The sequence below is a fragment of the Streptomyces sp. NPDC000404 genome (assembly GCF_040300365.1).
Classification (GTDB): Bacteria; Actinomycetota; Actinomycetes; order Streptomycetales; family Streptomycetaceae; genus Streptomyces; species Streptomyces ramulosus.
On the sequence record NZ_JBEPDN010000004.1, the window covers coordinates 188647 to 214545 of the forward strand.

A 25899-nucleotide genomic window follows, 5' to 3' on the forward strand; every position below is an offset into this window, starting at 1 on the left:
CCGGTCGTCCGCCCGCCGGACACCCGCCGCGCGCGAGAGCCCACCACCACCGACCGTCCGAGCTTCCGTACGAGGGGGACCCCTTCCATGCACGCTGACCTCTCCCGCATCACCTACCGGCCGGAGCGCCACTACTCCGCGGTGGTGGCGCAGCAGGGCCGGGTCCAGCTGGACGCCGACGCCAACGAGCAGACCGCGATCCAGCTGTTCGGCTCCCGCACGCTGGCCGCCGACCTGATCGGCCCGCACGGCGGCCCGCAGGGCGCCACCGGGTTCCATATCGAACTGCGGGGCGGTCCGCACGAGTTGGACGATCTGGTCATCGGCGGCGGCCGCTATTACGTCGACGGCATCCTGTGCGACGCCACCCGCCCCCGGCCCGGCACACCGGTGCCGGCGGCCCCCGCCGCCAAGGAGGGCGAGGCCGGCCCGGCGGAGGCGGACGCCCCGGCCCCCGCCGACGAGACCTGGACGTACTGGAGCCAGCCCGACGGCTTCCGCGACCCCGAACGCCCCGGCGACCGCCTCCCCTCCCAGTTCCCCTACCTGGTCTACCTCAAGGTGTGGGAGCGGCTGGTCACCGCGGCCGAGGACCCGGCGCTGCGCGAGGTGGCGCTGGGCGCCGCGCTGCCGGACACCGCGGCCCGCACCAAGGTGGTGTGGCAGGTGCTGCCGCTGCCCGCGTCCGAGCTGGGCCTGGACGGTGACAACCCGCCGGCCCAGGAGATCCGCACCGCCTTCGCCGACTGGGCGCGCAGGGCCGCCGCCCCGGCCTGCCGGCTGGCGGCCCGCAGCCGGCGCCCGGACCACGGCGACGACGACCCCTGCCTGGTCGCCCCGGAGGCCCGCTACCGTGGCCCGGAGAACCAGCTCTACCGCGTCGAGGTCCACGAGGGCGGCACCGCCGGGGCCGCCACCTTCAAGTGGTCCCGGGAGAACGCCTCCCCCGCCTTCCCCGTCGACGCGCTCGACGGCACCTGGGTGGAGCTGGCCTCCCTGGGCGGCGACGACAAGCTCTCCCTCCACGTCGGGGACCGCGTCGAGTTCGTGGACACCGCGTACAGCAGCCGGGGCGAGGCGGCGCCGCTGCTGCGGGTGGAGGAGGTCGACCTGCCCGGCCGCCGGGTGCGGCTCTCCGGTGAGCCGGCGCCGGGCGTGGGCCGGCGGCCCGAACTCCACCCGTTCCTGCGCCGCTGGGACCACCGGGAGCCCGGCCCCCACCGGACGGTCCGCCGCGGCGAGGGGCCCGGCCGGCTCCGGCACGGTGCGGTGCCGGTCGAGGAGGGCGGCTGGCTGCCGCTGGAGGACGGCGTCGAGGTGTACTTCGAGGCCGGCGGCAGCTACCGCACCGGCGACTTCTGGCTGATCCCGGCCCGCACCGCGACCGGCGGCGTCGAGTGGCCCACCGACCCGGCGCGCCGCCCGCTGCTCCAGCACCCCCTGGGCGTCGTCGTCCACCACGCGCCGCTGGCCTGGGTGCACGGCGAACAGGCCGTGCCCGACCTGCGGTACGCGTTCCGGCCGCTGGCGGCCTCCGTCCAGCCCGCTGACGACGCGGCGACGGACCCGGCGGGCGGGCCGGAGGGGCCGGACGGGACACCGGCTCAGGACTCCGGTGATGTCGACGGCACGCTGTCGGCCGGGGCGGATCCGGCGCACCCCCGCTCACAGACGACGGCGGAGGCCGAGGCCGAGGCGGACGAGACGGGGGTGGCGGACTGATGGCCACGCCCCTGACCGGCACCCGGCTCCTGGCCGCGCTGCGGGCGGAGGGCCTGGTCGTCCACGAGGTGCGCGACTGGCGCCGGCACAACCGCAACACCAAGGGCGGTTGGGGCCCGGTGAACGGGGTGGTCGTCCACCACACCGCCACCGAGGGCACCGGCGCCTCGGTGAACCTCTGTTACGACGGGCGCCCGGACCTGCCCGGCCCGCTGTGCCACGGGGTCATCGACAAGTCCGGCGAGGTCCACCTCGTCGGCAACGGGCGCGCCAACCACGCCGGTCTCGGCGACCGCAACGTCCTCCAGGCCGTCATCGAGGAGGTGCGGCTCCCCAGGGCCGAGCTCTCCGACACCGACGGCAACCGCCACTTCTACGGCTTCGAGTGCGTCAACCTCGGCGACGGTGAGGACCCGTGGCCCGAGGCCCAGTTGCTGGCGGTGGAGAAGGCCGCGGCGGCGCTCTGCCGGGCGCACGGCTGGGGCGCACGGTCGGTGATCGGCCACAAGGAGTGGCAGCGGGAGAAGATCGACCCGCGCGGCTTCTCCATGGACACGCTCCGGGACCGGATCAAGGCCCGCCTGGCCGCGGCCCCGGAGGGACCGGCGACGCCGGACGCGGGCGAGGGCGAGGGCGCCGGCCCGGGCGCCAGGGGCCTGGGGAACGTCCTCCCCGGCGGAGGCGACGAGGGAGCCGGCGGGGGCGGTGACGTCCGTCCGTCACCGGTGCCGCCGATGCCCCGGCATCCGCCCTACGAGCCCTTCCCCGGCCGCGAGTTCTTCCGTTCCGGGGCCCGCGGCCCGGTGATCGCGGCGATGGGCGAACGGCTGGTGGCCGAGGGCTGCGGCCGCTACCGGCACGGCCCCGGCCCGGACTGGAACGAGGCCCACCGCAAGTCCTACGCCTCCTGGCAGCGCAAGCTCGGCTTCCACGGCAGGGACGCGGACGGCATCCCGGGCCGCGTCACCTGGGACCGGCTCCACGTACCGAACACCTCCTCCGGGCCGCCTGGTTGACGAACGTCGGGGGGCTGGCCGGGTGCGGGGCGGGGCCGCTCGCCGCTGGGCGGTGCGCGGCCCCGGCCCTCGTCCGCCGCGCTGCTCGGTACCTGTTCAACAGCGTGCGCCCTTCGTAGGGTGCCGGGCATGACTCCGCCCGGATTCCTCGCACGTTCCCGCACCCTCGCTCCCCCAGGCTGGAGCCGGTGGCTGGTGCCGCCCGCCGCGCTCTCGGTCCATCTGTCGATCGGGCAGGCCTACGCCTGGAGCGTCTTCAAGCCGTCGCTCGAATCGTCGCTCGGGCTGTCGGGGACGGCGAGCGCGCTGCCGTTCCAGCTCGGGATCGTGATGCTCGGGCTGTCGGCGGCGTTCGGCGGGACGCTCGTCGAACGGCGGGGGCCGCGCTGGGCGATGGCCGTATCGCTGGTCTGCTTCTCCTCGGGGTTTCTGCTCGCCGCGCTGGGCGCGTACGCCGAGCAGTTCTGGCTGGTCGTGTTCGGCTACGGCTTCGTCGGCGGGATCGGACTCGGCATCGGCTACATCTCCCCCGTCTCCACGCTGATCAAGTGGTTCCCCGACCGCCCCGGAATGGCCACCGGCATCGCCATCATGGGCTTCGGCGGCGGCGCGCTGATCGCCTCGCCCTGGTCGGCGCGGATGCTGGAGTCCTTCGGGGACCACAGCCGGGGCATCGCGGCGGCCTTTCTCGTGCACGGGGTGGTGTACGCCGGGTTCATGGCCCTCGGTGTGCTGCTCGTCCGGGTGCCGCCGGAGGGGTGGCGGCCCGCCGGGTGGGAGCCGGCGCGACAGGAGCGGGCGCCGTTGGTCACCACGGCGCAGGTGTCGGCCCGCAGCGCCGTGCGGACGCCGCAGTTCTGGTGCCTGTGGGTGGTGCTGTGCATGAACGTGACGGCCGGGATCGGCATCCTGGAGAAGGCCGCCCCCATGATCACGGACTTCTTCGCGGGCACCTCGGCCCCGGTCGGCGCCTCCGCCGCCGCGGGCTTCGTCGCCCTGCTGTCGCTCGCGAACATGGCGGGCCGGCTGCTGTGGTCGTCCGCCTCGGACGTGATCGGCCGCAAGAACGTCTACCGCGTCTACCTGGGCGTCGGCGCCCTGATGTACCTGGTGATCCGGCAGGCCGGGGACGCCTCGAAGCCGCTGTTCGTCTGCTGCGCGCTGGTGATCCTCTCCTTCTACGGGGGCGGCTTCGCGACGGTCCCCGCGTATCTGAAGGACCTGTTCGGCACGTACCAGGTCGGCGCCATCCACGGACGGCTGCTGACGGCCTGGTCCACCGCCGGCGTCCTCGGCCCGCTGATCGTCAACCGGGTCGCCGACTCCCAGAAGGAGGCGGGCCACTCCGGGTCCGGCCTCTACGGCCTGTCGCTCGGCATCATGATCGGCCTGCTCGCGGTGGGCTTCGTGGCGAACGAGCTGATCCGCCCCGTCCACCCGCGCCACCACGAGCCCGCGCCCCGGCCCGGACACCACCCCACATCGAAGGAGGCGGCCGATGACGCACCCGGCCCCCAGCACACGGCCTGACCCCGAGAACACATCCGCCGCCTCCCGTCGCCGCGCCCTCACCGTCGCCGTCTGGCTCTGGGTGTGCCTGCCGCTCGCCTACGGGCTGTACGAACTGGTCAGCAAGGCGGCGAAGCTCTTCACCGGCTGAGCCGCCGAGGCCGACGGGCCGCCCCACCGAACTATCAAATGCACGACGACCGTTTCGTGAGTGATAGATTCATGGTGTCTCCAGAACCGAACAGAGGCGGTCATCCCATGTGTCCGAAGACCCGGCCCCGGCGGCGCGGGCTCCGCATCGCCGTGTGGTCACTCGTCACCGTCCTGGTCGTGGCCGCCGGCCTCACCGGTGTGGTGCTGTGGCAGAACTCCTACGACATGGACGAACAGCGGGTCGCGATCCGCCACGGCGGCCACACCCTCAACGGCGTACTGGCCACCCCCAGGGACGGCCGCAAGAACCACGGCCTGGTCGTGTACATCCACGGCGACGGCCCCATCGACGCCACCCACGACGACGGCTACAAGCCCATGTGGGAGGCGAACGCCAGGGCCGGATACGCCTCCCTGTCCTGGGACAAGCCCGGCGTCGCGGGCGCGCCCGGCGACTGGCTCGGCCAGTCGATGGACGACCGGGCCGAGGAGGCGGCCGCCGCGATCGCCTGGGCCCGCGACCGTCCGGACATCGACGGCGACCGGATCGGGCTCTGGGGCGCCAGCCAGGCGGGCTGGGTGCTGCCGAAGATCGCCGCCAGGACACCGGTGAGCTTCGTCGTGGCGGTCTCCCCCGCGATCAACTGGCTCCGGCAGGGCCGCTACAACCTCCTCGCCGAGCTACGCGCCGACGGCGCATCGGCGGCCCGCACCAAGGCGGAGATCACCAGGAGCGACACCACCCGCCGGCTGCTGAAGCGCCGTGCGACCTTCGAGGAGTACGTCGGCGCGATGGGCGGCGACGCGGACGGCATGACCGCCGACCGCTGGGCCTTCATCTCCAAGAACCACACCGCGGACGCCACCTCGGACCTCCGCGCCCTGCGCGGCGTACCCGTGCTGCTGGCCCTCGCGGGCCACGACACCAACGTGGACATCGCCGACACGGAGCGCACCTACCACAAGGTGTTGGACCCGGGCGGCGCCTTGACGGTCAGGCATTACCCGGACGCGACCCATTCGCTGCTCAAGCAGTCCGTCGAGGAGTCGGAACTCAAGATCACGCTCACCGCTCTCTTCTCGCCCCCGTCGCTCTTCGCGGACGGATTCCTCGACAGCCAGCGGCAGTTCCTCAAGGAAGCCGGCTGAGGAAGCCACACAGCTCGGCCGGTGCGTTCCCCAGCTCGGGCGGGCGCGGCAGCGCCGCGGTCAGCGGACGGGCCCTCCGGTGGAGATGCCGTCCGCGTCGGCGCCCCGGCCCGCGGCCGCCGGGTCCGGCGCCCGGCCGAGCACACCGGCGCAGAAGGCGGCGGGTTCCTGCGGTATCCAGAACGCGGCCGCGACGGAGAGCACCACGCCGCCCAGCAGGAGGGCGAACGCCGGGAGGAAACCGGCGTGTTCGGCGAGCAGCCCCATGGCGTACGGCGAGACGGCCGCGCTGCTCTGCGCCCCGAAGTTGATCAGGCCGTTGGCGGTGCCGGCGATGTCCGGTGGGAGGTAGCGCAGCGGCAGTCCGTACAGCGGCATGACGCCGATGCCCTGGGCGGCCATGGCGAGGACGAGGAAAGTGAGGAAGGTCGCCGTGGAGGAGGCGAACAGCATGAGGATCAAGAACGCGCCGTTGGCGAGGAGGGCGGGCACGATCAGGCGGCGGGAGCGGGTGGCGAAGTAGCGGTCGTAGAGGATGCCGCCCACCGCCATGGTCAGCGCCTCGGCCGCGATCGGCAGGGCGGAGGCCAGGCCGGTGGCGCCGAGGCTCAGCTGGCGTTCCTTGATCAGGTAGCTGGGCAGCCAGGTGACGATGCCGTAGCCGACGATGTTGAAGCCGCCCACCAGGAGGGCGAACCGCCACAGGACGCCGCGGCGCAGCAGCGGCAGCAGGGGCTGGGAGGGGCGCGGCAGCCGCCGTGATCGCTCCCGCTGCCCCAGGGCCGGGGGCAGCAGCCACAGGAGCAGGATGCCGAGGACTCCGAGAGTGCTGGCGCCGAAGAAGGCGCCGCGCCAGCCGAAGTGGGTCACCAGGGCGGCGCCGATCACGGGGGCCAGGGCGGACGTTCCCGTCGTGGTGGTGAACAGCAGGCTGTTGGCGGTGACCCGGCGTTCCGCCGGTACGCGTTCGACCAGCGCCTTCGTCGAGGCGGCGGGCAGCACGGCGACGCTCGCGGCGAAGAGGACGCGGGCGAGCGCCAGCTGGGTGCCGTTGGCGACGAGCCCGGTCACCGCGGTGAACACCGACCAGCCGGCCACGCCCCAGACCATCAGCCGCACGCTGCCGAAGCGGTCCGCCAGCAGGCCGGCGGGTATCTGGAAGAGCGCGTAGGCGGCGTAGTAGATGGTGAGGGAGAGTCCCAGCTGGGAGGTGGACAGCGACAGGTCGCGCCCGACCGACGGCAGGACCACCGGGATGATCTGGCGGTCGACGTAGTCCAGGAGCCAGATCGCCGTCAGGACACTGATGCTGATCGCCACGCAGGCCCGGCCGGCGGCACGGTCCCGGTACCAGCTGGTGCGGCCCACCCGGTGCTCCCTTCGCCGTGGCGCGGCCGGGGCCGCGTCGTCCGTGGGGTGTCGCCCTCACCGCAGCATTGCGACACGGTGGCCTGCGGCCGTCCAGAGATTCGCACCATGCGGGTGAGGCATCGCGCTCCGGGGCGTGAACCGGTGCGCCCGGGCGCCGCCCTGGCGTGCGCCCGGCGCCGTTGTGTGCTTCACGGCCGCTTCCCCGCCGCGTGGTGGCCGGCGATGCGGCCGAAGGCCAGGCACTCGGCGATGTTGGCGCCACCGGCCGGATAGAGCATTCCGTAGACGGAGCCGAGTTCCCCGGCCGCGTACAGCCCGGGGATCGGGTGGCCGCGTACCGACATGACGCGGCTCTCGGCGTCGCGACGGGGACCTCCCTGGGTGTTCGGCCCGCCCGGCCACAGGCACACGGCGTGGTAGGGCGGGGCGTCGAGGGCGGTGAGCATGCCGGGCGGGCGGGCGAAGCGGCTGTCCTCGCCGCGCGCGCAGTCGGCGTTGTAGGCGGTCATGGTGCGGGTCAGCTCGTCGGGGTCCATCCCGCAGCGGGCGGCCAGGCCGGCCGCCGTGCCGGCCGTGCGCACCCAGCCGCGCCGCACGGCGTCGTCGTTGTCCCAGCGGATCTCGCGCAGCGGCCCGGTCGGCCCGGCGTAGCCGGGGACCAGCGGACCGGCCGCCATGCGCCGGGAGTCGAACACCCACCAGCTGGGGATCTTGGGGTGGACCAGCCGGTGGCTGTCCAGATCGGTGAGCTCGTAGTAGAGCGTGTGCAGGCGTTGCAGCTCGCTGGTGTAGCGGCGGCCGTAGCGGTCGACGACGAGCGCGCCCGGCACCGACTCCGGCGCGGCCACTTCGGTGTCCGCGAGGGGGACGGCGCGCCGGTCCCCGCCGGTGAGCCGGGTGAATGCGGGGGTGGCCTCGACCGCCCACAGGTCCACCGGGCAGCCGCCGGGGTAGCCGGAGCCGGGGAAGCGGGCGACGAGCCGGCCCGAGCAGGCGTTCATGTGCCAGAGGTCGGCGCCCACGTCCTGGGCCATCCGGATTCCGTCCCCGGTGTTCTCCGGGTTGCCGTAGAAGTGGGTGGGGTGGGCCTTGAGGTAGGTGCGTTTGAGCAGGGTGTCGAACTCGAAGCCGCCGCAGGTGAGGATGGTCGCGCGGCCGGCCCGGACGCGGATCTCCCGGCCCCGGTGGCGCACCTGTACGCCGCGCACGGCTCCGGCGGCGTCGGTCAGCAGCCACTGCGCGGACGCCTCGTGCAGGACGTCGACGGGCCGGCCGGTCACCTGACGGGACAGGAAGTCGAAGAGGCCGTACCCCCAGCCGCGGTGGTGTCCGCCGGGGTGGTCGACCATGTCGGGTTTGTGGACGGAGAGGGAGGTGTGGCCGTCCACGGTGGGGTGTTCGCCGCTGTCGGACATCAGGACGGAGGTGGCGCCGCGTTCGGCCAGCCAGGCGGGGGTGCGGGCGGTCTCCTCGGCCCAGGCGCGGATCACCGCCGGGTCGGTCTCCTGCTCGCCGTCGAGCCCGAACCGGGAGAGCGCCCCCAGGTAGCGGGCGGCCGCTTCCGTGTCGTGCGGCACGAGGAACAGCCCGCCGGAGAGCCGGGTGCTGGGCCGCCGGCGGTCGGCCGGCTGCTTCTCGACGAGGAGGACGTGGGCGCCCGCGTCGCAGGCGGTGGCGGCGGCCACCGCCCCGGCGCCGCCGTATCCGACGACCACCACATCGGCCGCGCGGTCGTAGCCGCGCCCTTTGCCACCGTCGTACATGTCCCTCCCACTGCGCGGCCGATATATGACAGGACATCAGGTTCCGAGGTGCGCGCCTCCGTTGACGTGCAGGATCTGTCCGGTGATGTGGCCCGCCTCGGCGGATGCCAGGAAGGCCACCGCGGCGGCGACGTCCCCGGGCTGCGCGGCGCGGCCGGTGGCGGTGCGGGCGATCTGCCGCGCCCGGTGCTCGGCCGGGATGCCGCCGGGGCGGAAGCCGGTGTTCTCCACCAGGCCCGGGGAGACGATGTTGGCGGTCACGCCGCGGCTCCCGAGGTGGCACGCCAGCTCGCGGTTCCAGGTCTCCAGTGCGGCCTTCGCCGCGCCGTAGCCCCAGTTGCCCGCCTTGGCGGCGATCGAGCCGATGCTGACGATCCGGCCGTGGCCGGCGAACCGCGGTTGCAGCGCGGCGGTCACCAGCACCGCGCTGATCAGGTTCGCCTCGATGTTGGCGAGCCAGGACGCACGCAGAGCATGCAGATCACCCGGGTCGGGGAGTGGCCGGTGCAGGTCGGTGTGGGCACCGGCGTTGTTGACGAGGACGTCCACGCGGTGCGGCAGATCGGCCAGGGCGGCGTGCACCTCGTCGGGTGCGGACGCATCGAAGGGTACGGCGCGGGCGCGCGGGCCGAGCCGGTCGGCGGTTTCGGCCAGGGACCCCGCGCACCGCCCGGTGATCACCACGCTCAGCCCGTCGGCGACGAAGCGGGCGGCGATCTGCCGGCCGATGCCGGTGGCGCCGCCGGTCACCACGGCGATCCGGCTCATGGCGCCTCCGGGCGGCCGGCGGTGGGCGCCGCGGGCGGCCGGTCCGCGGCTGCCGTGGCGGCCGGCCCGGAATCCCGGGTCCCCGGCACGGGCGGGCCGTCGGCGAGGAGGGCGGCGGCGAGCAGCGGTTCGGTGCCGGCCAGCCCCACCGAGCAGTAGAGGGTGACGTCGTCGGGGTGCTGCCGGCCGGGCGCCGCGCCGTCGAGCAGCGCGCCCAGCGGTACGAGCCGGGAGAAGTGCCGGGTCGGGGCGAGGAAGAAGTCGGGGCGGTAGGCGGCGGCCTGCTGCGGTGAGTCGGTGGCGATCACCGTGGCCCGGTCGGCGAGCGCGAGCGGGAGTTCGTGCCCGTCGGCGTACTTGGGGCCGACCGTGGTGAGGTGCGTGCCCGGGGCGATCCAGTCGGCGTCCAGGACGGGCCGGGGGCTCGTCGTCGCCGTGATGACGATGTCGGCCCCGGTCACGGCGGACCGGGCGCGGTCCACCGGGCGGGCCTCGACGCCGAGTTCGCGCACCGCCCGCCGGGCGAATTCCGCTCGCCGCTCGCCGGAGCGGGAGAAGACGCGGACCTCGGCCAGTGGGCGCACGGCTGTGACGGCCCACAGCTGATGCCATGCCTGCTGCCCCGCTCCGATCAGGCCGAGGACGCAGCGGCCCGGCCTGGCCAGGAGGTCCACGGCCACGGCCCCCAGCCCTCCGGTCCGCCGCGCGCCGAGTTCGCTGCCCACCACCAGGCCCAGGAGCCGGCCGGTGGCCCGGTCGTGGACGGCCACCACCTGGTCGGCGGTGTGGCCCTCGTGCGGGAGGGAGTCGTAGACCCGGTAGCCGTAGAGATCGCCGGCGGCGCCCGCGGTGACCGTGACGGCGCCGGTGCCGAGGCCGGCGTGCGCACGGGCGGGGGCCAGCAGCCGTCCGCGCCAGGCCTCGCGCAGGAGGTGCCGCATCAGGTCCACGGTCCGCGCCGGGCCGAGCCGCTCCCTGACGTGTGCGTCGGTGAGCAGCTTCACCGCTCACCGCCTTGAGCATCGGGTGCCGGTGCGACGGGACGTCCGGTGTCCGGCGCGATGAGGGTGACGGATTCGGCGGGGCACGGGTGCGCCGTTTCCGGGAACCGTTCGCCGGCACGTGCCGCCGGCCGGTCGGCTGCCGTGGCGCGGGCGTCGTCGCGTTCCCCTGCGCCCGTTGCGTGGTGCGGCGCGGGCCGTTCCCAGGTCACGGGGAGGGCGGTCGGCGTCGGCACCAGCGTGCCGGCCCGCCAGTCCACCTCGCGCTCGGGCACGGCCAGGCGCAGCCCGGTCAGCCCGCGGAGCAGGGCGCCGAGGGCCGACTGCAGCTCCACCCGCGCGAGTTGGGCGCCCAGGCAGTGGTGGGCGCCCAGGCCGAAGGACAGATGTGCGGTGTCCGTCCGGCCGAGGTCCAGCTCATCGGCGTGCGGGAATCTTTCCTCGTCGCGGTTGGCGGAGGCGATGGCGGGGATGACGGCCTCGCCCGCTCGCACCGTCACTCCCGCCAGCTCGACGTCCTCGCGGGCGACCCGGATCGCGCCGCCGTCGATGCGCCGCGGCGCATAGCGCAGGAGTTCTTCGACGGCCCCGGGGATGCGGGCCGGTTCATCGCGCAGCCGGTCGAGCCGGTCCGGGTGGCGCAGCAGGACGACGACGAAGTTGACGATCTGGGAGGACGTGGTCTCGAATCCGGTGAGCAGCAACGTCCATGCCAGGTTGACGAGTTCTTTCTCCGAGAGCCGGTCGCGCTGATCGCGGGCGGCCACCAACACGCCGATCAGGTCCTCGCCCGGAGACCGGCGCCGGTCGGCGATGAGGGCGCTGACGTACTCCTCGAACTGCCGCTGCGCCGCCCGGATCGCCTCGGGCGGATGAGCGGTGGTGCTCATCACCACCTCGGACCAGGAACGGAATCGACCGCGATCGGACGGCGGAATGCCCAGCAGTTCGGAGATCGTGGTGCCCGCGAGGGGCACGGCGAGCCCGGTGACCAGGTCGGCGGGCGGGCCGGCCGCCCGCATGCCGTCGACCAGGCGGTGGGCGAGTGCTTCGACGCCGGCGCGGAGCGCCTCGATGCGCCTGGCGGTGAACGCCGGGGCCACCAGGCGTCGCAGCCTGGTGTGTTCCGGTGGGTCCTGGGCGACGATGGACTCCGGGTCGGGCCCGACGGAGTTGGCCCGAGGCGCTCCGGAGCGGACGGCGGCCGCCCGGCTGAACCGCGGGTCCGTGTAGATCTGCCGCACGTCGGCGTAGCGGGTCACCAGCCAGGCGCGGTCGCCGGTGGGCAGGGTGACCGCCACGACGGGGCGGCGGGCGCGCAACCGGGCGTACTCCTCGGCCGGCTCCAGCGGCGCCGCCGCGTTGGGAAAGGGAAAGCGAAGCTCCGCGTTCTCGGTCATCATGGCCATCCCTTCGCTGGAGCGGGGGTCTCCGCCGGACGGGAACATGCCGCGCGTCCACCGCCCAAAGCAGCGGACGGACCGGATCGTGAGCGGTGCCGTACCAACGGTGCGGTACGGGGCCGAATGCGGCGGACAGTCAGCACGGTAGCCACAGACCGGAGCCGGCGAAAGGCAGTCCCAGACAGCTCCATAGCGCTCCAAATCACCACCGATACGACGCCGGGTTGTCCGTTTGGGCCATCGTCGGAGCGGACGGCGGTGACCGGATCGGCTCGTAAGACGGCTTGCGCCGGTGCCTGGCGGAACAGGCGCGTCCGCCGGCGGCTCCCCTGGGCAGACCGCCGGGCCGGACGAACGGAGAGGTCGGCGCCGCCCGGGACGGGCCGGTGTCGGACCGGGACGCGGCCTCGCCGGTCGGTGCGGCGGGCCGTGCTTTCCGGTCGGCTGCCCGGCGGCCGATTTCCCCCGGGGCACGGCGGGGGCTCCTGGCGATCACCGCGTTCCTGCCCTGACATTTGCGGGGTCGTTCCGGAAGCCGGTCGCCCCGCGGCGCACCGGCCGGCACAGGAGGGAGGCGTCATGACCGAAGAAATCGAGCAGGTCACCGAGGAAGAGCTGCCTGAGTTCGCGCTCATGGTCGACGTTCCGAGCGAGGACTGAACCAGCAGTCGGCCGGGGCGTGGGGCCGCGCACGACGCTACGGGCCCGCGCCTCGCCCCTGTTCCAGGCAGTGACGGTCGGGCCCGGCACGCAGACCACCACCCACAGATCGGGAGGCCCGGCATGGACATCCCACCCGACGCACAGGCCACCGCCGACGACCAGCGCGGTCTGGCCCGCCAGATCCGGACGACCCTGCGGCGCGCAGGCCTCCTGGAGGCCGGGACGATCAGCGAACGGGACCTGTTGCGGCCGGCGGTGGTCGACACGGCCCACCGCGCACAGCGTGGGATCCGGCAGGGCACGCCGCCCCCGGCGCTCCGCGGCGACCTGGCCCGCGCCCTCACCGCCGCCGACCGCCCTCGCCCGAGCCACGGGGTGAACTGGCCGGTCGAACTCGCCGGCCCGCAACCGCACTTGCACCGCAGCGTCCGGCGCGCCCTGGCCTCCCTTCCCGCCCCGGCGCCCCGGCACGGGGACGCCGCCCCCGCCACCGCCGAGCTGGTTTCCTGGCAGGCAGCGGAAGCCGAGACCTTCGAGGCGGCCACCCGCCTGCTGTCGGACGTGTGGCCGGAGATGCTCGCCGAGCTGCGCTGTCTGGTGGTGGAGTTGGCGCTGCTCGAAGGCCGGGCCATCGACGGCTTCACCGACTTCGCCGTGCACGGCGCGATCATGCTCAACCGGAGGCGGCTGACGACGAGCCGCGCCGGCCTCCCGGGGCCGGTACGGCTGGCCGAGGCACTGGTCCACGAGGGGACGCACCAACGGTGCAACGTCGCAGCGACCGCCCGGCCGTTCCTGCGCGCCGGGAAGAACGAGGAAGCGGGGCTGCTGGAGACGCCCCTGCGCACCGATCCCCGGCCGCTGACCGGACTGTTCCAGCAGACGGTCGTGCTCGCCCGCAGCCTGCTGCTGTTCGGCCGACTGCTGCGGAGCTCCCCCGGCTCCGGGGCGGAACCGCTGAAGGCCCGCGAGGACCGGCTGCGCACGGCGGCCGACCAGGCCGTCGGCACGCTGTCCGCACACCGCGGTGCGCTCACCCCGCACGGCTGCGCGCTCCTGGACCGTGCCACCGCGCTCGTACGGGCCGGCCGGTGAAGCCGGCCCGCCCCGGACCGCAGGCGCCCGCCGCCCCGCGGCCGGCCGCCGAACCGGCCCCGGACGCCCGGGGGCGCTGGTCCCCGCAGGTCTTCTCCCCCTTTCCGCACATCGCCCCCCGGGTCCTCTTCGCCCGGATCGCCGCGCGCTCCCCGCTGTTCGACGCCACCAGCGCCGCCGGCGGAGCGGCCGTCCTGGTCGGCAGTTCGGCCGGCGACGACCCGGCCGCGGTCGCCGTCCGGGCCCGTGGCGAGCTGTTCGAGCGGATGAGCAACGTCCTCACCGGCCGCCGGCACGAGAAGGACCCGCCCGTGGTGGCCGCCTACCGCGAACTGCGCCGACGCGGCCGCCCCGCACTCGACCCCGCCGCGCTCACCCGCTCTCCCGGCATGCCGGGAGAGACCCTGGAGGCGTTGCGTTCGGCCCGGCAGCTGTGGCTGGAGGGCCGCTCCCTGCTCACCGGCGCCCCTCTCCTGGTACCCGCCGGAGCCGCCTGCCTGCACCATCGGCCGCCGCCAGGCTGCGTGGCCACCACGCGCTGCGGCTCCACCGGTGTCGCCGCCCACCGCACGTTCGCGGCGGCCGCCGGGCACGCCGCCTGGGAGATCCTGGAACGCGATCTGATCCGCCGCAGCTGGTACGGCCCGGACTCCCCCGCCCCCACCGCCCTGAGCACGCCGGATCTCCCGGCACCGCTCACCGACCTGCTGACCGCCGGACGGCTGAGGTGCACGGCCCTGGACCTCCCCGCGCCCGCGGGCGCACGCTGCATCGTGGCCTGTCTGCACCGCACGGACGGCACCGGCCAGGCGTTCGGCGCACGGTGCGGCCCGGCCCGCGACCCGGCCGCGCTGGTGGAACGGGCCGCGTACGAGGCCACGATGATCCACTGGAGCGTGGGCAGCGCCGTGGCCCGTCGGACCTGGGACAGCTGGGCGGGCGGCTCTCCCCCGCGGAGCGCCCTGCAGCACGCACTGTGGGCGTACCACCGGCAGGACAGCCTGCGGATCTGGCTGGACGGCGCGGCACCCCGGAGCCGCTCCGGCGTTGCGCCTCCCGGCCCGCCCGCCGAGCCCGACGGCGCCGTCGGACTCCTCTCCGGCCACTCCGGCGAGGACGTCATCGCCGTCGAGACCACCGCCCCCTTCGCCCGGGAAGCCGGACAGACAGTGGTGCGCCTGATCGCCCCCGGAACCTTCCCCCTGCCCTCGGGCCCCGGCGATCCCCACCACGCGGCCGACCGCACCGTCCGGCACCGCGGTGAACCGCACCCCTTCGGCTGACCCGGCACGGCGTTCGTCGCGAGAGCGGCGCACAGGGCACGAAGGGCACCCCGCCCGACAGGCCACCCGGACGAAACGAGGCCCTCATGACCACCTCCCCCGACCCCACGACCGGCCCCCGCCCGGGCTCCGCCTACGCCACCGACTTCGCCGCCTTCTACGACACCTGGTTCGACAAGCCGGGAATCACCCCGGTGACGGTCGAAACCCTCGCGGAACTCGCCGCGCCGTCCCGCACCGCCCTCGAACTGGGCATCGGCACCGGCCGCGTCGCCCTCCCCCTCCACCGACGCGGCATCCACGTCCACGGCGTGGACGCCTCACCGGAAATGGTGGACCGCCTGCGCACCAAACCAGGCGGCACGGACATCCCCGTCACCCTCGGCGACTTCGCCGCCGCCCCCGTCACCGGGACGTACGGACTGGTGTACCTGGTGGGCGGCACGTTCTTCGAACTCCCCACACAGCAAAGCCAGTTGGACTGCCTCAAGGCGGCCGCCCGACGGCTGTCCCCGGAAGGCGTGGTGGCGCTGGACGCCCACGTGCCCGAGGCGCTCGCCGTCGGCGCCCAGCGGGGACCGCGCACCGTGGACAGCGGGGGCGAGGGGCTGGTGCAGTGCCACCGCCGCCTGGACCCGTCCACCCAGCGGTACGTCTCCCACTACGCCATCACCGAGGGCGGGCACACCCGGCATCTGCGGGTCGACTTCCGCTACGCGTCGGCCGGCGAACTGGACCTGATGGCCGCCGCGTCCGGCCTCCGCCTCCGCACCCGCTGGGGCGCCTGGGACCGCCGCCCCTTCACCCGCGAGTGCACCTACCACGTATCGGTCTACGAACGCGCCGAAGGCTGACGCCCATGAGGTGCACCCGACGGTCGCGGCGGCGCCCGCACCGCCGGCGGCGGCGATCCGGGGGCGGCGGTGCCCCATCCCGCCGCCCGAACCAGCGGCGCGCCCCGGCGCCGCCCCGTGTGCGGAGCCCAGCCGGGCCTCCTGCCGCGGGAGGCCCGGTGGTCCCGGCGAAACGGGGGGGCACCGGGGCGCCCTCGGAGGATCAGACGGTGAGGAAGGGCTTCTCCCCCGCGATGTTCATGCGGTGCATCAGCCGCTCGTGCGGGAAGTAGTCGGCCACCGCGAGGTGCTGGGTGCAGCGGTTGTCCCACACCAGGAGGTCGCCGGTCGACCAGGGGTGACGGTAGATGATCTCGTTGGTCTCGATGTGCCGGTACAGGAATTCCAGGATCGCCCGGCTCTCGGCGTCGCTCAGCCCGTTGATCCGCGTCACGTACGGGTGCGAGAGGTAGAGCGCCTTCTTCCCGGTGACCGGGTGGGTCCGCACCAGCGGGTGGTCCACGGGCGGGTGGTTCGCGAACTGCTCGTCCGGGTCGATGCCCTGTTTGCGCAGCGAGCGCTGGAGGTTGGCGTAGTCCGGGCCGAACGCCTTGCGCACATCGTGCTCCGCGGTGAGCTGGAGCAGCATCTCCTGAAGGGGCGCGGAGAGCGTCTCGAAGGCCAGGTACATGTTCGAGTACAGGGTGTCGCCGCCGACCTCGGGGGTCGTCTTGGCGTACAGCACCGTGCCGAGCGGGGGCTCGGCCCAGCCGCTGTTGTCGGTGTGCCAGTCGTTGAGCCCCGGCGGCTTCTGTGCGTTGTTGTGGAGCACCATGCACTCGGGGTGGTCGGGCAGCGTCATGTTCAGCAGGTGACTGTGCTCAAGGAGGTCACCGAACCGCCCAGCGAAGCGTTTCTGCTGCTCCACGGTCAGATCCTGACCGGGCAGGACCAGCACGTTGTACCGGTGGAAGGCGTCGTGGATGACCTGCCAGGCCTCGTCGGTGAGGTCCTGCGACAGGTCGACGTCGAGGACCCGCGCGCCGATGGCCGGGCTGACCGGCACGACGGTGGGAAGGGAACCGCTCATGTCTCCTCGTACCTTGCCTTTCTGAAGAGGTGCGTCTCGGTCCGGACGGATGGGGCCCGGCCCGCTTGCCGGGCCGGGAATTGCGGGGTCGCCCCAGGGGGCCGGGCGCCTAACCCGCGGGCGTGGCAACGGCCGCCTCCAGGGGCGCCGCGGAGGATCCCGCGATTCCGGGCTCCAGGGAGGCGGTGAAGGTGCGCAGCAGTACGGCGGGATCGATCGCACCGCCGCTGACGATGGCGCACGGCCGGCTCCAGCCGTGCGCCGGGGCGTACTTCCTGAGGGCGGCGTACGCGGCCGCGCCCGCGCCCTCGCAGACGATCTTGTCGGTGAACGCCAGTGACGACAGCGCCTCCGCGATCTCCTGCGGTGTCACGGTGAAGACGCCGGCCAGCATGTCCTTGACCCGGTGGAACTGGAAGGGGAGGACGAAGCCGGCGCCGATGCCGTCGACGAAGCTGTGCTCGTACGGCACGTCCGTGGGGCGGCCCGCCCGCATGGACGCGGTCAAGGGGGCGCCCGTGCTGACCTCCACGGCGTAGACCCGGACGGCGCTGCCGGCTTCGCGCAGGAAGGAGGCGAGGCTGTAGGCGAGGTTTCCGCCGCCGTACGGGACGAGAACGGCGTCGACGGACGGCTGGTCCTCCAGGATCTCCAGCCCGATGGTGGCGATGCCCAGCGAGGCGTAGAAGTTGTTCTCGGAGGAGAGGAAGAAGCCGGGGTGCCCGGGGTGTCGCGAGCTGACCATCGTCTGTCGCCAGATGGGGTACGGGACCTCCACGATCTGCGACTTGGGGTTGTAGTGGTGGATCTGGGTGCGCTTGACGGCCGCTATGGACTCCGGCACCACGACGGTGTATTCGAGTTCCAGTTCCGCGGTGGCGTGGGCGAGCCCCTGCGCGAAGTTCCCCGAACTGCAGGTCACCACTCCGTGGTCCTGGATGCGGCGCCACACCTCGGGCCGGAACCTGCGGTAGCCGTGGAGTGCGCTCAGCGCGCCTCTGACCTTGAAGGAATCGGTGACCTGGAGGTTCTCACACTTGAGGTACACCTCCGCCGAGCTGGGCGCCTTGGAGCGCAGCAGGGGTGTGCGCCTGACATGCGGGCCGATGAGCGCGTGGATGTCCCTGACGGCCTCGGGGGAAATGACCTCGGGAGCCGGGGAGTTCGTCACGGTGACTCCACCGTCGGGTAGCTGAATTCCTCGACCAGGCCGATGCGGCGGGCTATCGCCTTGCTCGCCTGCTTGTGCTCGGTGAAGGTCATGACCGAGCGCAAGCCTCTCTCCGTGCCCCAGCGGCTGACGTGCGCCGCCAGCGCCGTGGCCAGCCCCCGGCCGCGGTGGTCGGGGTGGGTGTGGAAGCCCAGCTCGATCAGATCCCCGCCGATGACGCCGTGGGCGTCCGCCGCGACCCGGCCACCGCGGTGGAGGGCGAACCCGACGGCGTGCTCGGCGTAGTTGGCGGCGGAGCCGAAGATGCTCCGGGCCATCGGCGATTCGAGGCGGCTGAAAGCCGGACCGTCGATCCCGGCCAGTTCGTACCCCTCCGGAAATTCCACCGCGGGCGCGATCCAGCCCGGCGAGGACGGCTGACCCCATTGCAGACGACGGGCCGGCGTGAAGCCGGCATCCACCGCCAGGGTGTCCGCACCGGGCTCGGGGGGATGGCTGAGCTGGACCGCCCCATGCCCCTTGAGCAGGCCGTATGCGGTGGGGAAGAAGTCCGGGGACATCGATCCGGCGGCAAAGCAGAAGGGGGACGTGGTGGCGATCAAGCACGCCACGGGGGCCCTCCGACCGGGATCCGCCCAGACACGGCCCGGTATTTTCTGGTGCAGGACGGCGCGCACAAAGGCCAGATTCGGGTACGAGGGCCCGAATAACGGCTCGACGCGCGCGTAGTCCCGCGTCTCTAACTTGACCAGCACCGCGTGGTCCACCTCTCTCGAAAAACCAGACAGATTCCGCATATCGCTTTTACCATCACAAAATCCGTGATAGCTGGATGACGAGATCGAGCCTGACTCACGAAAGCGGGTCACAACAGGACGTATCCGGCCACAGCCAAATCGAGTCGTCCGAATCGCCGTCTTCGGGGTGCGATCCGCTGCACCGCCCGGAAGCCCCGGCGACACCTCGGCGAGCGAGCCAAGGGCCCGCCCCCGCAGAGCGGTTGGCCACCGGCGCCGGCCGCCTCGCGAGGACAGCGGCCCCCCGTAGAAGAGTCACGAATAACAAAGGCGTTCGGTTCACTCCTCCGTGCAGGAACTTTGGCCCCACCCTTCACTTCGAGTGAGATTCTGCTGCCGATCGTCAACTTGCGGGTGTCCGGACGGTGTCGGCCCGAAGAGCGTCAATCGGCCAGGCGGCTACGCGGACGGGCACGGGCACGGGTGCGGCGCGGCCGCGCATCTCGCGGTCGAGCGTCCGCGTGCGGGTGCTCAATCGGTCAGGCGCGCCGGCAGGGTCGGGTGGCCGGCCAGGGCGGCGGATCGCCCGCGCCGAGGCGGCCGCACAGCTCCTCGTCTCCACCACGCTGCCGCCGGCATCGATCGCGAGACGCTGCGGGTTCAGCTCCGCCGGGACCATGCGGCAGGCCTTCGTGGACCACTACGGGATCCCCCCGGCCGGCACCGCAGGGTCCACGGCTCCGCGTGAGCCGCACCGCGGACCCACGCGGTTCCGGCCGCCCGTAGAATGCGACACCGAACGGCCGCGGGCCCGGCCGGGTCCGCGGTGCGGTGACGACGCGAGGGAGCGCCCGTGCCCAGCCAGCGGTCCATCAACGAGGCGGAAAGGCTCGTGGAGGCGAAGCTCGGCGGCGCCCCCGTCCGCCGGGAACGGATGGCCGTGGTGGCCAACGTCTACCGGGCCGCGTCCGCCGTGCGGCAGCATCTGGAGAACTCCGTGCTGCGCGGCTCGGACCTGACCTGGACCGCCTTCGTGGTGCTGTGGGTGGTGTGGGTCTGGGGCGAGTCCGAGACGCGGCACGTCGCCGAGGAGGCGGGGATCTCCAAGGGCACGCTGACCGGGGTGTCCCGCACGCTGGAGTCGCGCGGCCTGCTGCGGCGCATCGGCCATCCCACCGACGGACGGCTGGTGCTGCTCGCACTCACCGAGGACGGTGAGGACTTCATGCGCCGGGTGTTCCCGGCGTTCAACGAGGAGGAGTCCTTCGTCACCTCACGGCTGAGCGATGCGGAGTGCCGCGGCCTCGCCGACGGACTGCGGCGTGTGGTGCTCCAGGTCGAGGAGGAGGGCGAGGACCGGCGCCGGTCGCTGCTGAACGGCGAGGAACCCGCGCCGCGCCGCAGCGGACGGCGTGCCCGCGGCTGACGCGCCTCAGCCGGTGAGGCCCGCGCTTCCCCTGCCGGGGCGTGCCCGCGGCTGACGCGGCCCCGGTCGGCCCCGGTCGGCCCCGGCTGCGCCACGTGCGGCGCGGCCGGGGCCGGGCCGTCTGCCGGCGGCGTCCGCACGGACCGGCCCCTTACCCGTGCCTCCCGATGCGCCGACGGTGGAACACGGGGAACACGCGCCGCGGAACACGGACTCAGGCCGCTCCCCGCGCGGCACGCACCAGTGCGTCGAAGACGCGCTGCTGGGTCGCGTCCTCGTGGGCGGTGTCCTCGGGATGCCACTGCACGGCCAGGAACCAGCCGTCGTGCCGGGGGAGTTCGAGGGCTTCGACCGTTCCGTCGGCGGCCCGGGCGGCGACGGCCAGTCCCTCGCCCGGCCGGTCCACGTGCTGGTGGTGGTAGCAGGACCCCTCGGCCTTGTCGGCACCCGTGATACGGGTCAGGGCGGAGCCGGGGGCGAAGGAGACGGGGTGCCGGACGTTGCGGTGTTCGTGTCCGGGGCCGCCCATGTCCTGGTGCAGGGTGCCTCCCAGGGCCGTGTTGACCACCTGGAGTCCGCGGCAGACGGCCAGCAACGGCAGCGCGCTCGCGAGGGCCTGCCGGGCGAGTTCCAGGTCGAACGCGTCCTGCTCGTCGTCCACGTCGTAGACGGCCTCATCGATGTGGGTGGCTCCGTAGCGGTGGGGGGCCACATCGCCGCCGCCGGGGAGCAGGAGGGCGTCGAAGCGGGAGAGCCGGGCGCGGACCTCGGCGGGATCGGTCGTGCCTTCGGGCGCGTACGGGTGGAGGGTGACGGGCTCGCCGCCCGCCCGCCAGACGGCGTCGATCAGGGCTCGCGCGTTGACCTCCGCGGCGTGGCGCAGGGCGGAGGCGGTGGCGGCGAAGCGGGCGGGGATCGCGATGAGCGGGCGGTGGGTCACAGCTGAATCCAGGTGGTCTTGAGTTCGGTGTACTTCTCCAGGGCATGGGCGGACTTGTCGCGTCCGTTGCCGGACTGCTTCATGCCGCCGAACGGCACGGTGAGATCGCCCTCCTCGTAGCAGTTGACCCAGACCGTGCCGGCCTTGAGGGCGCGGGAGACCTTGTGGGCGGTGGACAGGTCGGACGTCCACAGACCGGCCGCGAGGCCGTATTCGGTGGCGTTGGCGAGGGCCACGGCCTCGTCGAGGTCGTCGAATGTCAGGACGGACAGCACGGGGCCGAAGACCTCCTCACGAGCCAGGCGGCTGTCCGGGGCGACTCGGTCGAAGACGGTCGGTTCGAGGTGGACGCCACCGGTCCCGGTCCGGATGCGCGCGCCGCCCGTGCGCAGGCGGGCGCCGTCGTCGAGGGCGGTGCGGATGTGGCCGAGCACGCGGCCGAGATGGTCCTCGCCGACCAGGGCTCCCATCTCGGTGGCGGGGTCGAGGGGGTCGCCCACGCGCAGGGCGCGGGCGCGCGCCACGACGGCTTCGGTGACCTGTTCGGCGACGGAGGTGTGCACCAGCAGCCGGGAGGGCGCCGTGCACATCTCGCCCTGGTTGAAGAAGATGCCCCAGGCGGCTGTGGCCGCGGCCTTCTCCAGGTCGGGGGCGTCGGGCAGGACGATGTTGGGCGACTTGCCGCCCAGTTCCAGCCACACCCGCTTGAGGTTGGAGTCGGCGGAGTAGCGCAGGAAGTGGCGGCCGACGGCGGTGGAGCCGGTGAAGGCGAGGACGTCGACGTCCGGGTGCAGCCCGAGGGCCCGTCCGGCCACCGGTCCGTCGCCGGCCACGACGTTGAGAACGCCCGGCGGCAGCCCCGCCTCCAGGCCGATCCGCCCGAGCAGCAGCGCGGACAGCGGCGAGTTCTCCGAGGGTTTGAGCACGACCGTGCAGCCGGCCGCCAGGGCCGGGGCGATCTTCCAGCCGGCCAGCGTGAGGGGGAAGTTCCAGGGGACGACGGCGCCGACGACGCCGGCGGGCTCCCGCGTGACGAGGGCCAAGGCGTCGGACGCGGTGTGCGGGGACTCGTCGGTCAGCTTGTCGGCGAGCCCGCCGTACCAGCGGAAGGTGCTGATGGCGGCCCGCAACTCGATGTCATGGGCGTCGGAGACGGGTTTGCCCATCTCCAGGCTGACCGTGAGCGCCAGCTCCGGTCGCCGCTCCTCCAGGAGGTCGGCGAATCGTAGCAGGACGCGTCCTCGTTCGGCGGGGGCAAGGCGCGGCCAGGGGCCGTCGTCGAAAGCGCGGCGGGCGGCGGCGACGGCCGCGTCGACCTCGGCCGCGCCGGCATCGGCGACCTCGGCCAGCACCTGTCCGTCGCGGGGCGACACCACGGAGAACGTGTCGCCGCCACCGGCTTCGTCGGCGCCGTCGATCAGGTGCGCGCAGGCCGGTTTCAGCGTCTCGGCCCGGCGGAGCCAGTCGTCGTGGGTGGCGTGGGTCATGCGGTCCTCCAGACCACGTCGGTGAAGCGGAGCGAATCGGAGCGGGGCGGAAGCGGGCGGCGGGCTCGTGCCCCTGGCCGGGCACGAGGGATCAGCCGGTGCCGGGTGCGGTGCGCCGGCGGCGGATCCGGTGGTTGAGCACACCGAGCACCATGACGACGGGCACCGACAGGACCAGCCACAGCGCCGTGCTCGCCGCGCCGCCGATCAAGGTGGTGAAGTTGGCCAGGATGAGCCAGATGGCACCGGCAATGCCGAGCGCGCCCAGCACGGGGGCGACCAGCGTGCTCCACACTCCGGCGTCCGCCCCTCGGCGGCGGAAGAACACCACGACCGACACCGAGGTCAGCAGGTAGAGCAGCATCATCGCCAGGACGGCGAGCCCGCTGAGCCAGGAGAAGAGGGTGCGGACGGGGTCCTCGCCGATCAAGGCGAAGGGCATGACCAAAAGCACGGCGACGACGGTCTGCACGCGACCCGCGGCTTCCGGGGCGTGCCGGGCGTTCAGCCGGCACAGCGCCGTGGGCAGTTGGCCGTCACGGCTGAGGCAGAACAGATAGCGGTTGGCGGAGTTGTGGAAGGTCAGGACGCCGGCGAACAGTGAGGTGGCCAGGAGGACCGGAAGGACGCCGCCGGCCCAGCCGCCGAGCAGGTCGGCCACCGGCGCGAAGACGAAACCGGCGGAGTCGCCGCTCGCCAGCGCCGCGTTCGCCGCCCCCTGCGCTCTGGAGGCGCCGTGGGCGGAGATCAGCGTCCACGAGGTGAGGGCGAAGAAGCCGGTGACCACGATCGCCGAGAGGTACGTGGCCCGCGGCACCGTCTTCCCGGGGTTCTTCGCCTCCTCGCCGTAGATGGCGGTGGCCTCGAAGCCGAACATCGACGCCAGGGCGAACATCACGGCGACGCCCGGCGCGCCCTGCAGGGCGGCTGACGGGGAGAAGCTGCCGGCCACCCCGAGCCCTTCCGGTCCGCCGCCCTTGAGGAGGGTGACCAGGCTGAAGAGCAGCAGGATGCTGAATTCGGCGAGCACGAACACGGCCAGGACCCGCGCCCCCATCTCGATTCCCGCGGCGCCGAGGACCTGCACCACGGCCATGGTGAGCAGTGTGCAGACCCACCACGGGACGTGGAGCGGCGTGTGGTCGGCGAGGAGCCCGCTGACGATCGAGCCGTACAGGCCGTACATCCCCGCCTGGATGGCGCAGTAGGCGAGCAGGGCGACGCTCGCGCTGCCGGCGCCGGCGCCGCGGCCGAGGCCGGCGCCGATGTACGTGTAGAAGGCGCCGGCGTCCACGACGTGCCGGCCCATCGCGATGAACCCGACGGAGAAGAGCAGAATCACTCCCCCGGCCACCACATAGGCCGCGGGAGTGCCGGAGCCGTTGCCGATGGCGACCGATATCGGGGCGGCGCCCGCGATACCCGTCAGCGGGGCCTGACCGGAGAGCACGAAGAAGAGGATGCCCAGGACACCCAGGGCATCGGTTTTGAGCGTGGTTGCGGTGGGGGCGTCCCGTACGGTCCGCTCGGCGGAAACCGTCCGACTGTCCACTCGGATCACCTGCCAGATGAAGGGAATTCGTTTCAGGCCAAACGAGTTGCCTCATCGTGGGGCGCAACTGTCCGCTTGGCAAGGGGTTGAGGGACGAGAAGGCCGGCCGCCGCCAGGATCTCCACGAGGGCGTGACCGGGACAGCGGGCGTGCAGCGGGCCGCGGGTGCGACCGGGACCGCGGCGATGACGTCCCGGTGGCCGACCGCCCGACGACCGGCGGTGCGGCGGAACGGCTCAGCGCCCGTCCGGCTCCTCGGCCAGTCCCTCCAGAAGGCTCCGCAGCTCCGTCAGCGCCTCTTCGGTGGCCTCGCGCTCGCCGAACACCAGCTGGTGCAGCACCAGGCCCTCCAGTGCCGCGAAGGCGAGCCGGGACATGCCGCGGCTCGCCGGGCCGGGCAGGATACGGTCCAGCTCACGCCGGGTGGCCTCGAAGTACTCCTCGTAGAGGCTGCGCAGGTGTGCCTTCAGCTCGGGCCTGCGCCGGGCCTCCAGAAGCAACTCGTACTGGAATGCCTGGAGTTCGGGGCCGAACTCGACCATGTCCACGAGACCGGCGGCGAAGTCGGCCGGACTGCCCGTGCCGATGTCGAGCGTGCTGCTGGCCAACGAGGAGCGGATGGCGTGGGTGACGGCCTCCTCGATCAGCGCGTCGCGCGAACCGAAGTGGTGCACGACGAGCCCGTGGGTGACACCGGCCTCCTGGGCGACGGCCCGGTAGGTGAGCTTGCGCAGCCCGCCCCGGGCCACCACGCGTACGGCGGCGTCCAGCAGGGCCACTCGGCCCGTCCCGTAGTTCGTCACGCGCTTGCGGGGGCTGCGCTCGCCGGAGGGCCGGGCGGGGTCCGTCATGAGACCGACCCTACCGAGGGGCACCGGTCAGCGCTTCGGCGGCCGGATGCCGCGGAACTCCCAGTCGCCGCCGAGCGCGGTGGAGCGCACCTCCTCCGACTCCGTCGGCTGGGCCCCCACGTCGGCCCGGACGGGGGTCGGTCCGGTGACGATGTGGTTGGTGAGCCGGCCGAGCCCTTCGACCTCCACCTCGACGACGTCGCCGGGCCGGACGGGCCGGGAGTTGGCCGGGGTGCCCGACAGCAGCACGTCTCCGGGGTACAGGGTGATGGTGCGCGCGATGTCGGCGACGAGATAGTGCATGTCCCACGTCATCTCGTCGGTGGAGCCGTCCTGGACCACCTCGCCGTTGACGTAGGTCCGCAGCCGCTTGCCGCGGAAGTCCCAGTCGGTGACCAGCCCGGGGCCGAGCGGGCACAAGGTGTCGGAGCCCTTGACGCGGAGCATGGAGCCGGCGTCGGTGTCGCGGAAGTCGTGGAGGCCGTAGTCGTTGGCCACGGTGTAGCCGGCGATGTGTTCGCCCGCCTCGGCCGGGGAGATGTTGCGCGCGGCCTTGCCGATGACGATGGCGACCTCGCCCTCGTAGTTGAGCCACTTGCAGCCCTCGGGCCGCACGATCGCGCCCCCGTGGGAGTTCAGGGCCGAGGTCGGCTTGTGGAAGTACGTGGGGGTGCCGGGCAGGCCGATCCGGAACTCGTCCACCCGGCTGCGGTGGTTGAGGTGGACGGCGATCACCTTCGAGGGCACGACGGGCGGCAGGTGCCGGGCGTCGTCGATCGCGACGCGCCGGCCGTCACCGGCGACCAGTTCGTCGCCGTCACGAAGGGTCTCCACGGCGGCGCCGTCGAGGAGGATGCGGCGGTACTCGGGCATGGCGGGAGCCTTTCTGGGCGTGGCTGCGGGGCGTGTGAGCGGG

22 protein-coding genes and 1 pseudogene are annotated in these 25899 nt (G+C 73.4%); 10 read left to right on the top strand and 13 right to left on the bottom strand.

Annotated features, from left to right (window positions below; translation table 11 throughout):
- Positions 1-87 precede the first annotated feature (87 nt).
- The 5 genes from ABT345_RS08970 to ABT345_RS08990 all read left to right on the top strand — a co-directional run bounded on the left by ABT345_RS08970 (position 88) and on the right by ABT345_RS08990 (position 5549).
- The gene (locus ABT345_RS08970; RefSeq protein ID WP_345087651.1) at positions 88-1722 is read left to right on the top strand and encodes a DUF6519 domain-containing protein; all 1635 of its coding nucleotides are present in this window, start codon (positions 88-90) and stop codon (positions 1720-1722) included.
- Positions 1722-2738: a peptidoglycan-binding protein gene (locus ABT345_RS08975; RefSeq protein ID WP_345087653.1), complete on the top strand. Its 1017-nt coding sequence runs from the start codon at positions 1722-1724 to the stop codon at positions 2736-2738. The genes ABT345_RS08970 and ABT345_RS08975 overlap by 1 nt, the downstream gene beginning before the upstream one ends.
- A gap of 129 nt (positions 2739-2867) precedes the next feature.
- The gene (locus ABT345_RS08980) at positions 2868-4268 is read left to right on the top strand and encodes an L-lactate MFS transporter (protein ID WP_345087655.1); all 1401 of its coding nucleotides are present in this window, start codon (positions 2868-2870) and stop codon (positions 4266-4268) included.
- A complete protein-coding gene (locus ABT345_RS08985) occupies positions 4237-4398 on the top strand; it encodes an MFS transporter small subunit (RefSeq protein WP_345087657.1) in 162 nt (53 codons plus the stop codon). The genes ABT345_RS08980 and ABT345_RS08985 overlap by 32 nt, the downstream gene beginning before the upstream one ends.
- Before the next feature lie 107 nt (positions 4399-4505).
- Entirely contained in the window at positions 4506-5549 is a 1044-nt protein-coding gene (locus ABT345_RS08990; RefSeq protein WP_345087659.1) for an alpha/beta hydrolase family protein, read from the top strand.
- Positions 5550-5609: 60 nt separating this feature from the next.
- Here the strand turns inward: ABT345_RS08990 and ABT345_RS08995 are convergent, their stop codons facing one another.
- The 5 genes from ABT345_RS08995 to ABT345_RS09015 form a co-directional block, all read right to left on the bottom strand.
- Entirely contained in the window at positions 5610-6917 is a 1308-nt protein-coding gene (locus tag ABT345_RS08995; protein WP_345087661.1) for an MFS transporter, read from the bottom strand.
- 191 nt (positions 6918-7108) lie between these two features.
- Positions 7109-8683, bottom strand: coding sequence for an FAD-binding protein (locus tag ABT345_RS09000; protein ID WP_345087663.1), 1575 nt, complete (start codon positions 8681-8683; stop codon positions 7109-7111).
- 36 nt (positions 8684-8719) lie between these two features.
- Entirely contained in the window at positions 8720-9451 is a 732-nt protein-coding gene (locus ABT345_RS09005) for an SDR family NAD(P)-dependent oxidoreductase (RefSeq protein WP_345087665.1), read from the bottom strand.
- Positions 9448-10455 carry an ornithine cyclodeaminase family protein gene (locus tag ABT345_RS09010; protein ID WP_345087668.1) on the bottom strand — a complete coding sequence of 336 codons (1008 nt, stop codon included), beginning with the start codon at positions 10453-10455 and terminating at the stop codon, positions 9448-9450. The genes ABT345_RS09005 and ABT345_RS09010 overlap by 4 nt, the downstream gene beginning before the upstream one ends.
- Entirely contained in the window at positions 10452-11855 is a 1404-nt protein-coding gene (locus ABT345_RS09015) for a cytochrome P450 (protein WP_345087670.1), read from the bottom strand. Before ABT345_RS09015 ends, ABT345_RS09010 begins: the two co-directional genes overlap by 4 nt.
- Before the next feature lie 783 nt (positions 11856-12638).
- Here ABT345_RS09015 and ABT345_RS09020 point away from each other — a divergent pair.
- The 3 genes from ABT345_RS09020 to ABT345_RS09030 all read left to right on the top strand — a co-directional run bounded on the left by ABT345_RS09020 (position 12639) and on the right by ABT345_RS09030 (position 15750).
- Entirely contained in the window at positions 12639-13613 is a 975-nt protein-coding gene (locus tag ABT345_RS09020) for an aKG-HExxH-type peptide beta-hydroxylase (protein WP_345087673.1), read from the top strand.
- Positions 13610-14896: a YcaO-like family protein gene (locus tag ABT345_RS09025; protein WP_345087675.1), complete on the top strand. Its 1287-nt coding sequence runs from the start codon at positions 13610-13612 to the stop codon at positions 14894-14896. Before ABT345_RS09020 ends, ABT345_RS09025 begins: the two co-directional genes overlap by 4 nt.
- A gap of 86 nt (positions 14897-14982) precedes the next feature.
- Complete coding sequence (locus ABT345_RS09030; protein ID WP_345087677.1) at positions 14983-15750, top strand: class I SAM-dependent DNA methyltransferase; 768 nt, start codon at positions 14983-14985, stop codon at positions 15748-15750.
- Positions 15751-15952: 202 nt separating this feature from the next.
- On the opposite strand, the gene ABT345_RS09035 is transcribed toward ABT345_RS09030, so the two are convergent.
- The 3 genes from ABT345_RS09035 to ABT345_RS09045 all read right to left on the bottom strand — a co-directional run bounded on the left by ABT345_RS09035 (position 15953) and on the right by ABT345_RS09045 (position 18592).
- On the bottom strand, positions 15953-16819 hold the full coding sequence (locus tag ABT345_RS09035) for a TauD/TfdA dioxygenase family protein (RefSeq protein ID WP_345087679.1): 867 nt from the start codon (positions 16817-16819) through the stop codon (positions 15953-15955).
- 109 nt (positions 16820-16928) lie between these two features.
- Positions 16929-17990 carry a pyridoxal-phosphate dependent enzyme gene (locus ABT345_RS09040; RefSeq protein WP_345087681.1) on the bottom strand — a complete coding sequence of 354 codons (1062 nt, stop codon included), beginning with the start codon at positions 17988-17990 and terminating at the stop codon, positions 16929-16931.
- Positions 17987-18592 (bottom strand): GNAT family N-acetyltransferase, encoded by a 606-nt coding sequence (locus ABT345_RS09045; protein WP_345087683.1) that lies wholly within the window; start codon positions 18590-18592, stop codon positions 17987-17989. Before ABT345_RS09045 ends, ABT345_RS09040 begins: the two co-directional genes overlap by 4 nt.
- A 662-nt stretch (positions 18593-19254) precedes the next feature.
- On the opposite strand from ABT345_RS09045, the pseudogene ABT345_RS09050 reads away from it, so the two are divergent.
- Both ABT345_RS09050 and ABT345_RS09055 read left to right on the top strand, forming a co-directional pair.
- Positions 19255-19437: pseudogene (locus ABT345_RS09050) on the top strand (helix-turn-helix domain-containing protein); the annotation flags it as partial.
- Positions 19438-19580: 143 nt separating this feature from the next.
- Positions 19581-20153, top strand: coding sequence for a MarR family winged helix-turn-helix transcriptional regulator (locus ABT345_RS09055; RefSeq protein ID WP_345087685.1), 573 nt, complete (start codon positions 19581-19583; stop codon positions 20151-20153).
- A 214-nt stretch (positions 20154-20367) separates the two neighbouring features.
- Here ABT345_RS09055 and ABT345_RS09060 read toward each other — a convergent pair whose 3' ends face one another.
- The 5 genes from ABT345_RS09060 to ABT345_RS09080 all read right to left on the bottom strand — a co-directional run bounded on the left by ABT345_RS09060 (position 20368) and on the right by ABT345_RS09080 (position 25856).
- Positions 20368-21093 carry a gamma-glutamyl-gamma-aminobutyrate hydrolase family protein gene (locus ABT345_RS09060; protein ID WP_345087687.1) on the bottom strand — a complete coding sequence of 242 codons (726 nt, stop codon included), beginning with the start codon at positions 21091-21093 and terminating at the stop codon, positions 20368-20370.
- A complete protein-coding gene (locus ABT345_RS09065) occupies positions 21090-22580 on the bottom strand; it encodes an aldehyde dehydrogenase (RefSeq protein ID WP_345087689.1) in 1491 nt (496 codons plus the stop codon). The genes ABT345_RS09060 and ABT345_RS09065 overlap by 4 nt, the downstream gene beginning before the upstream one ends.
- A 91-nt stretch (positions 22581-22671) precedes the next feature.
- The gene (locus ABT345_RS09070; RefSeq protein WP_345087691.1) at positions 22672-24132 is read right to left on the bottom strand and encodes an APC family permease; all 1461 of its coding nucleotides are present in this window, start codon (positions 24130-24132) and stop codon (positions 22672-22674) included.
- A gap of 236 nt (positions 24133-24368) precedes the next feature.
- Positions 24369-24983, bottom strand: coding sequence for a TetR/AcrR family transcriptional regulator (locus ABT345_RS09075; RefSeq protein WP_345087693.1), 615 nt, complete (start codon positions 24981-24983; stop codon positions 24369-24371).
- Between the two features lie 27 nt (positions 24984-25010).
- On the bottom strand, positions 25011-25856 hold the full coding sequence (locus ABT345_RS09080; RefSeq protein WP_345087695.1) for a fumarylacetoacetate hydrolase family protein: 846 nt from the start codon (positions 25854-25856) through the stop codon (positions 25011-25013).
- Between the last annotated feature and the right edge of the window lie 43 nt (positions 25857-25899).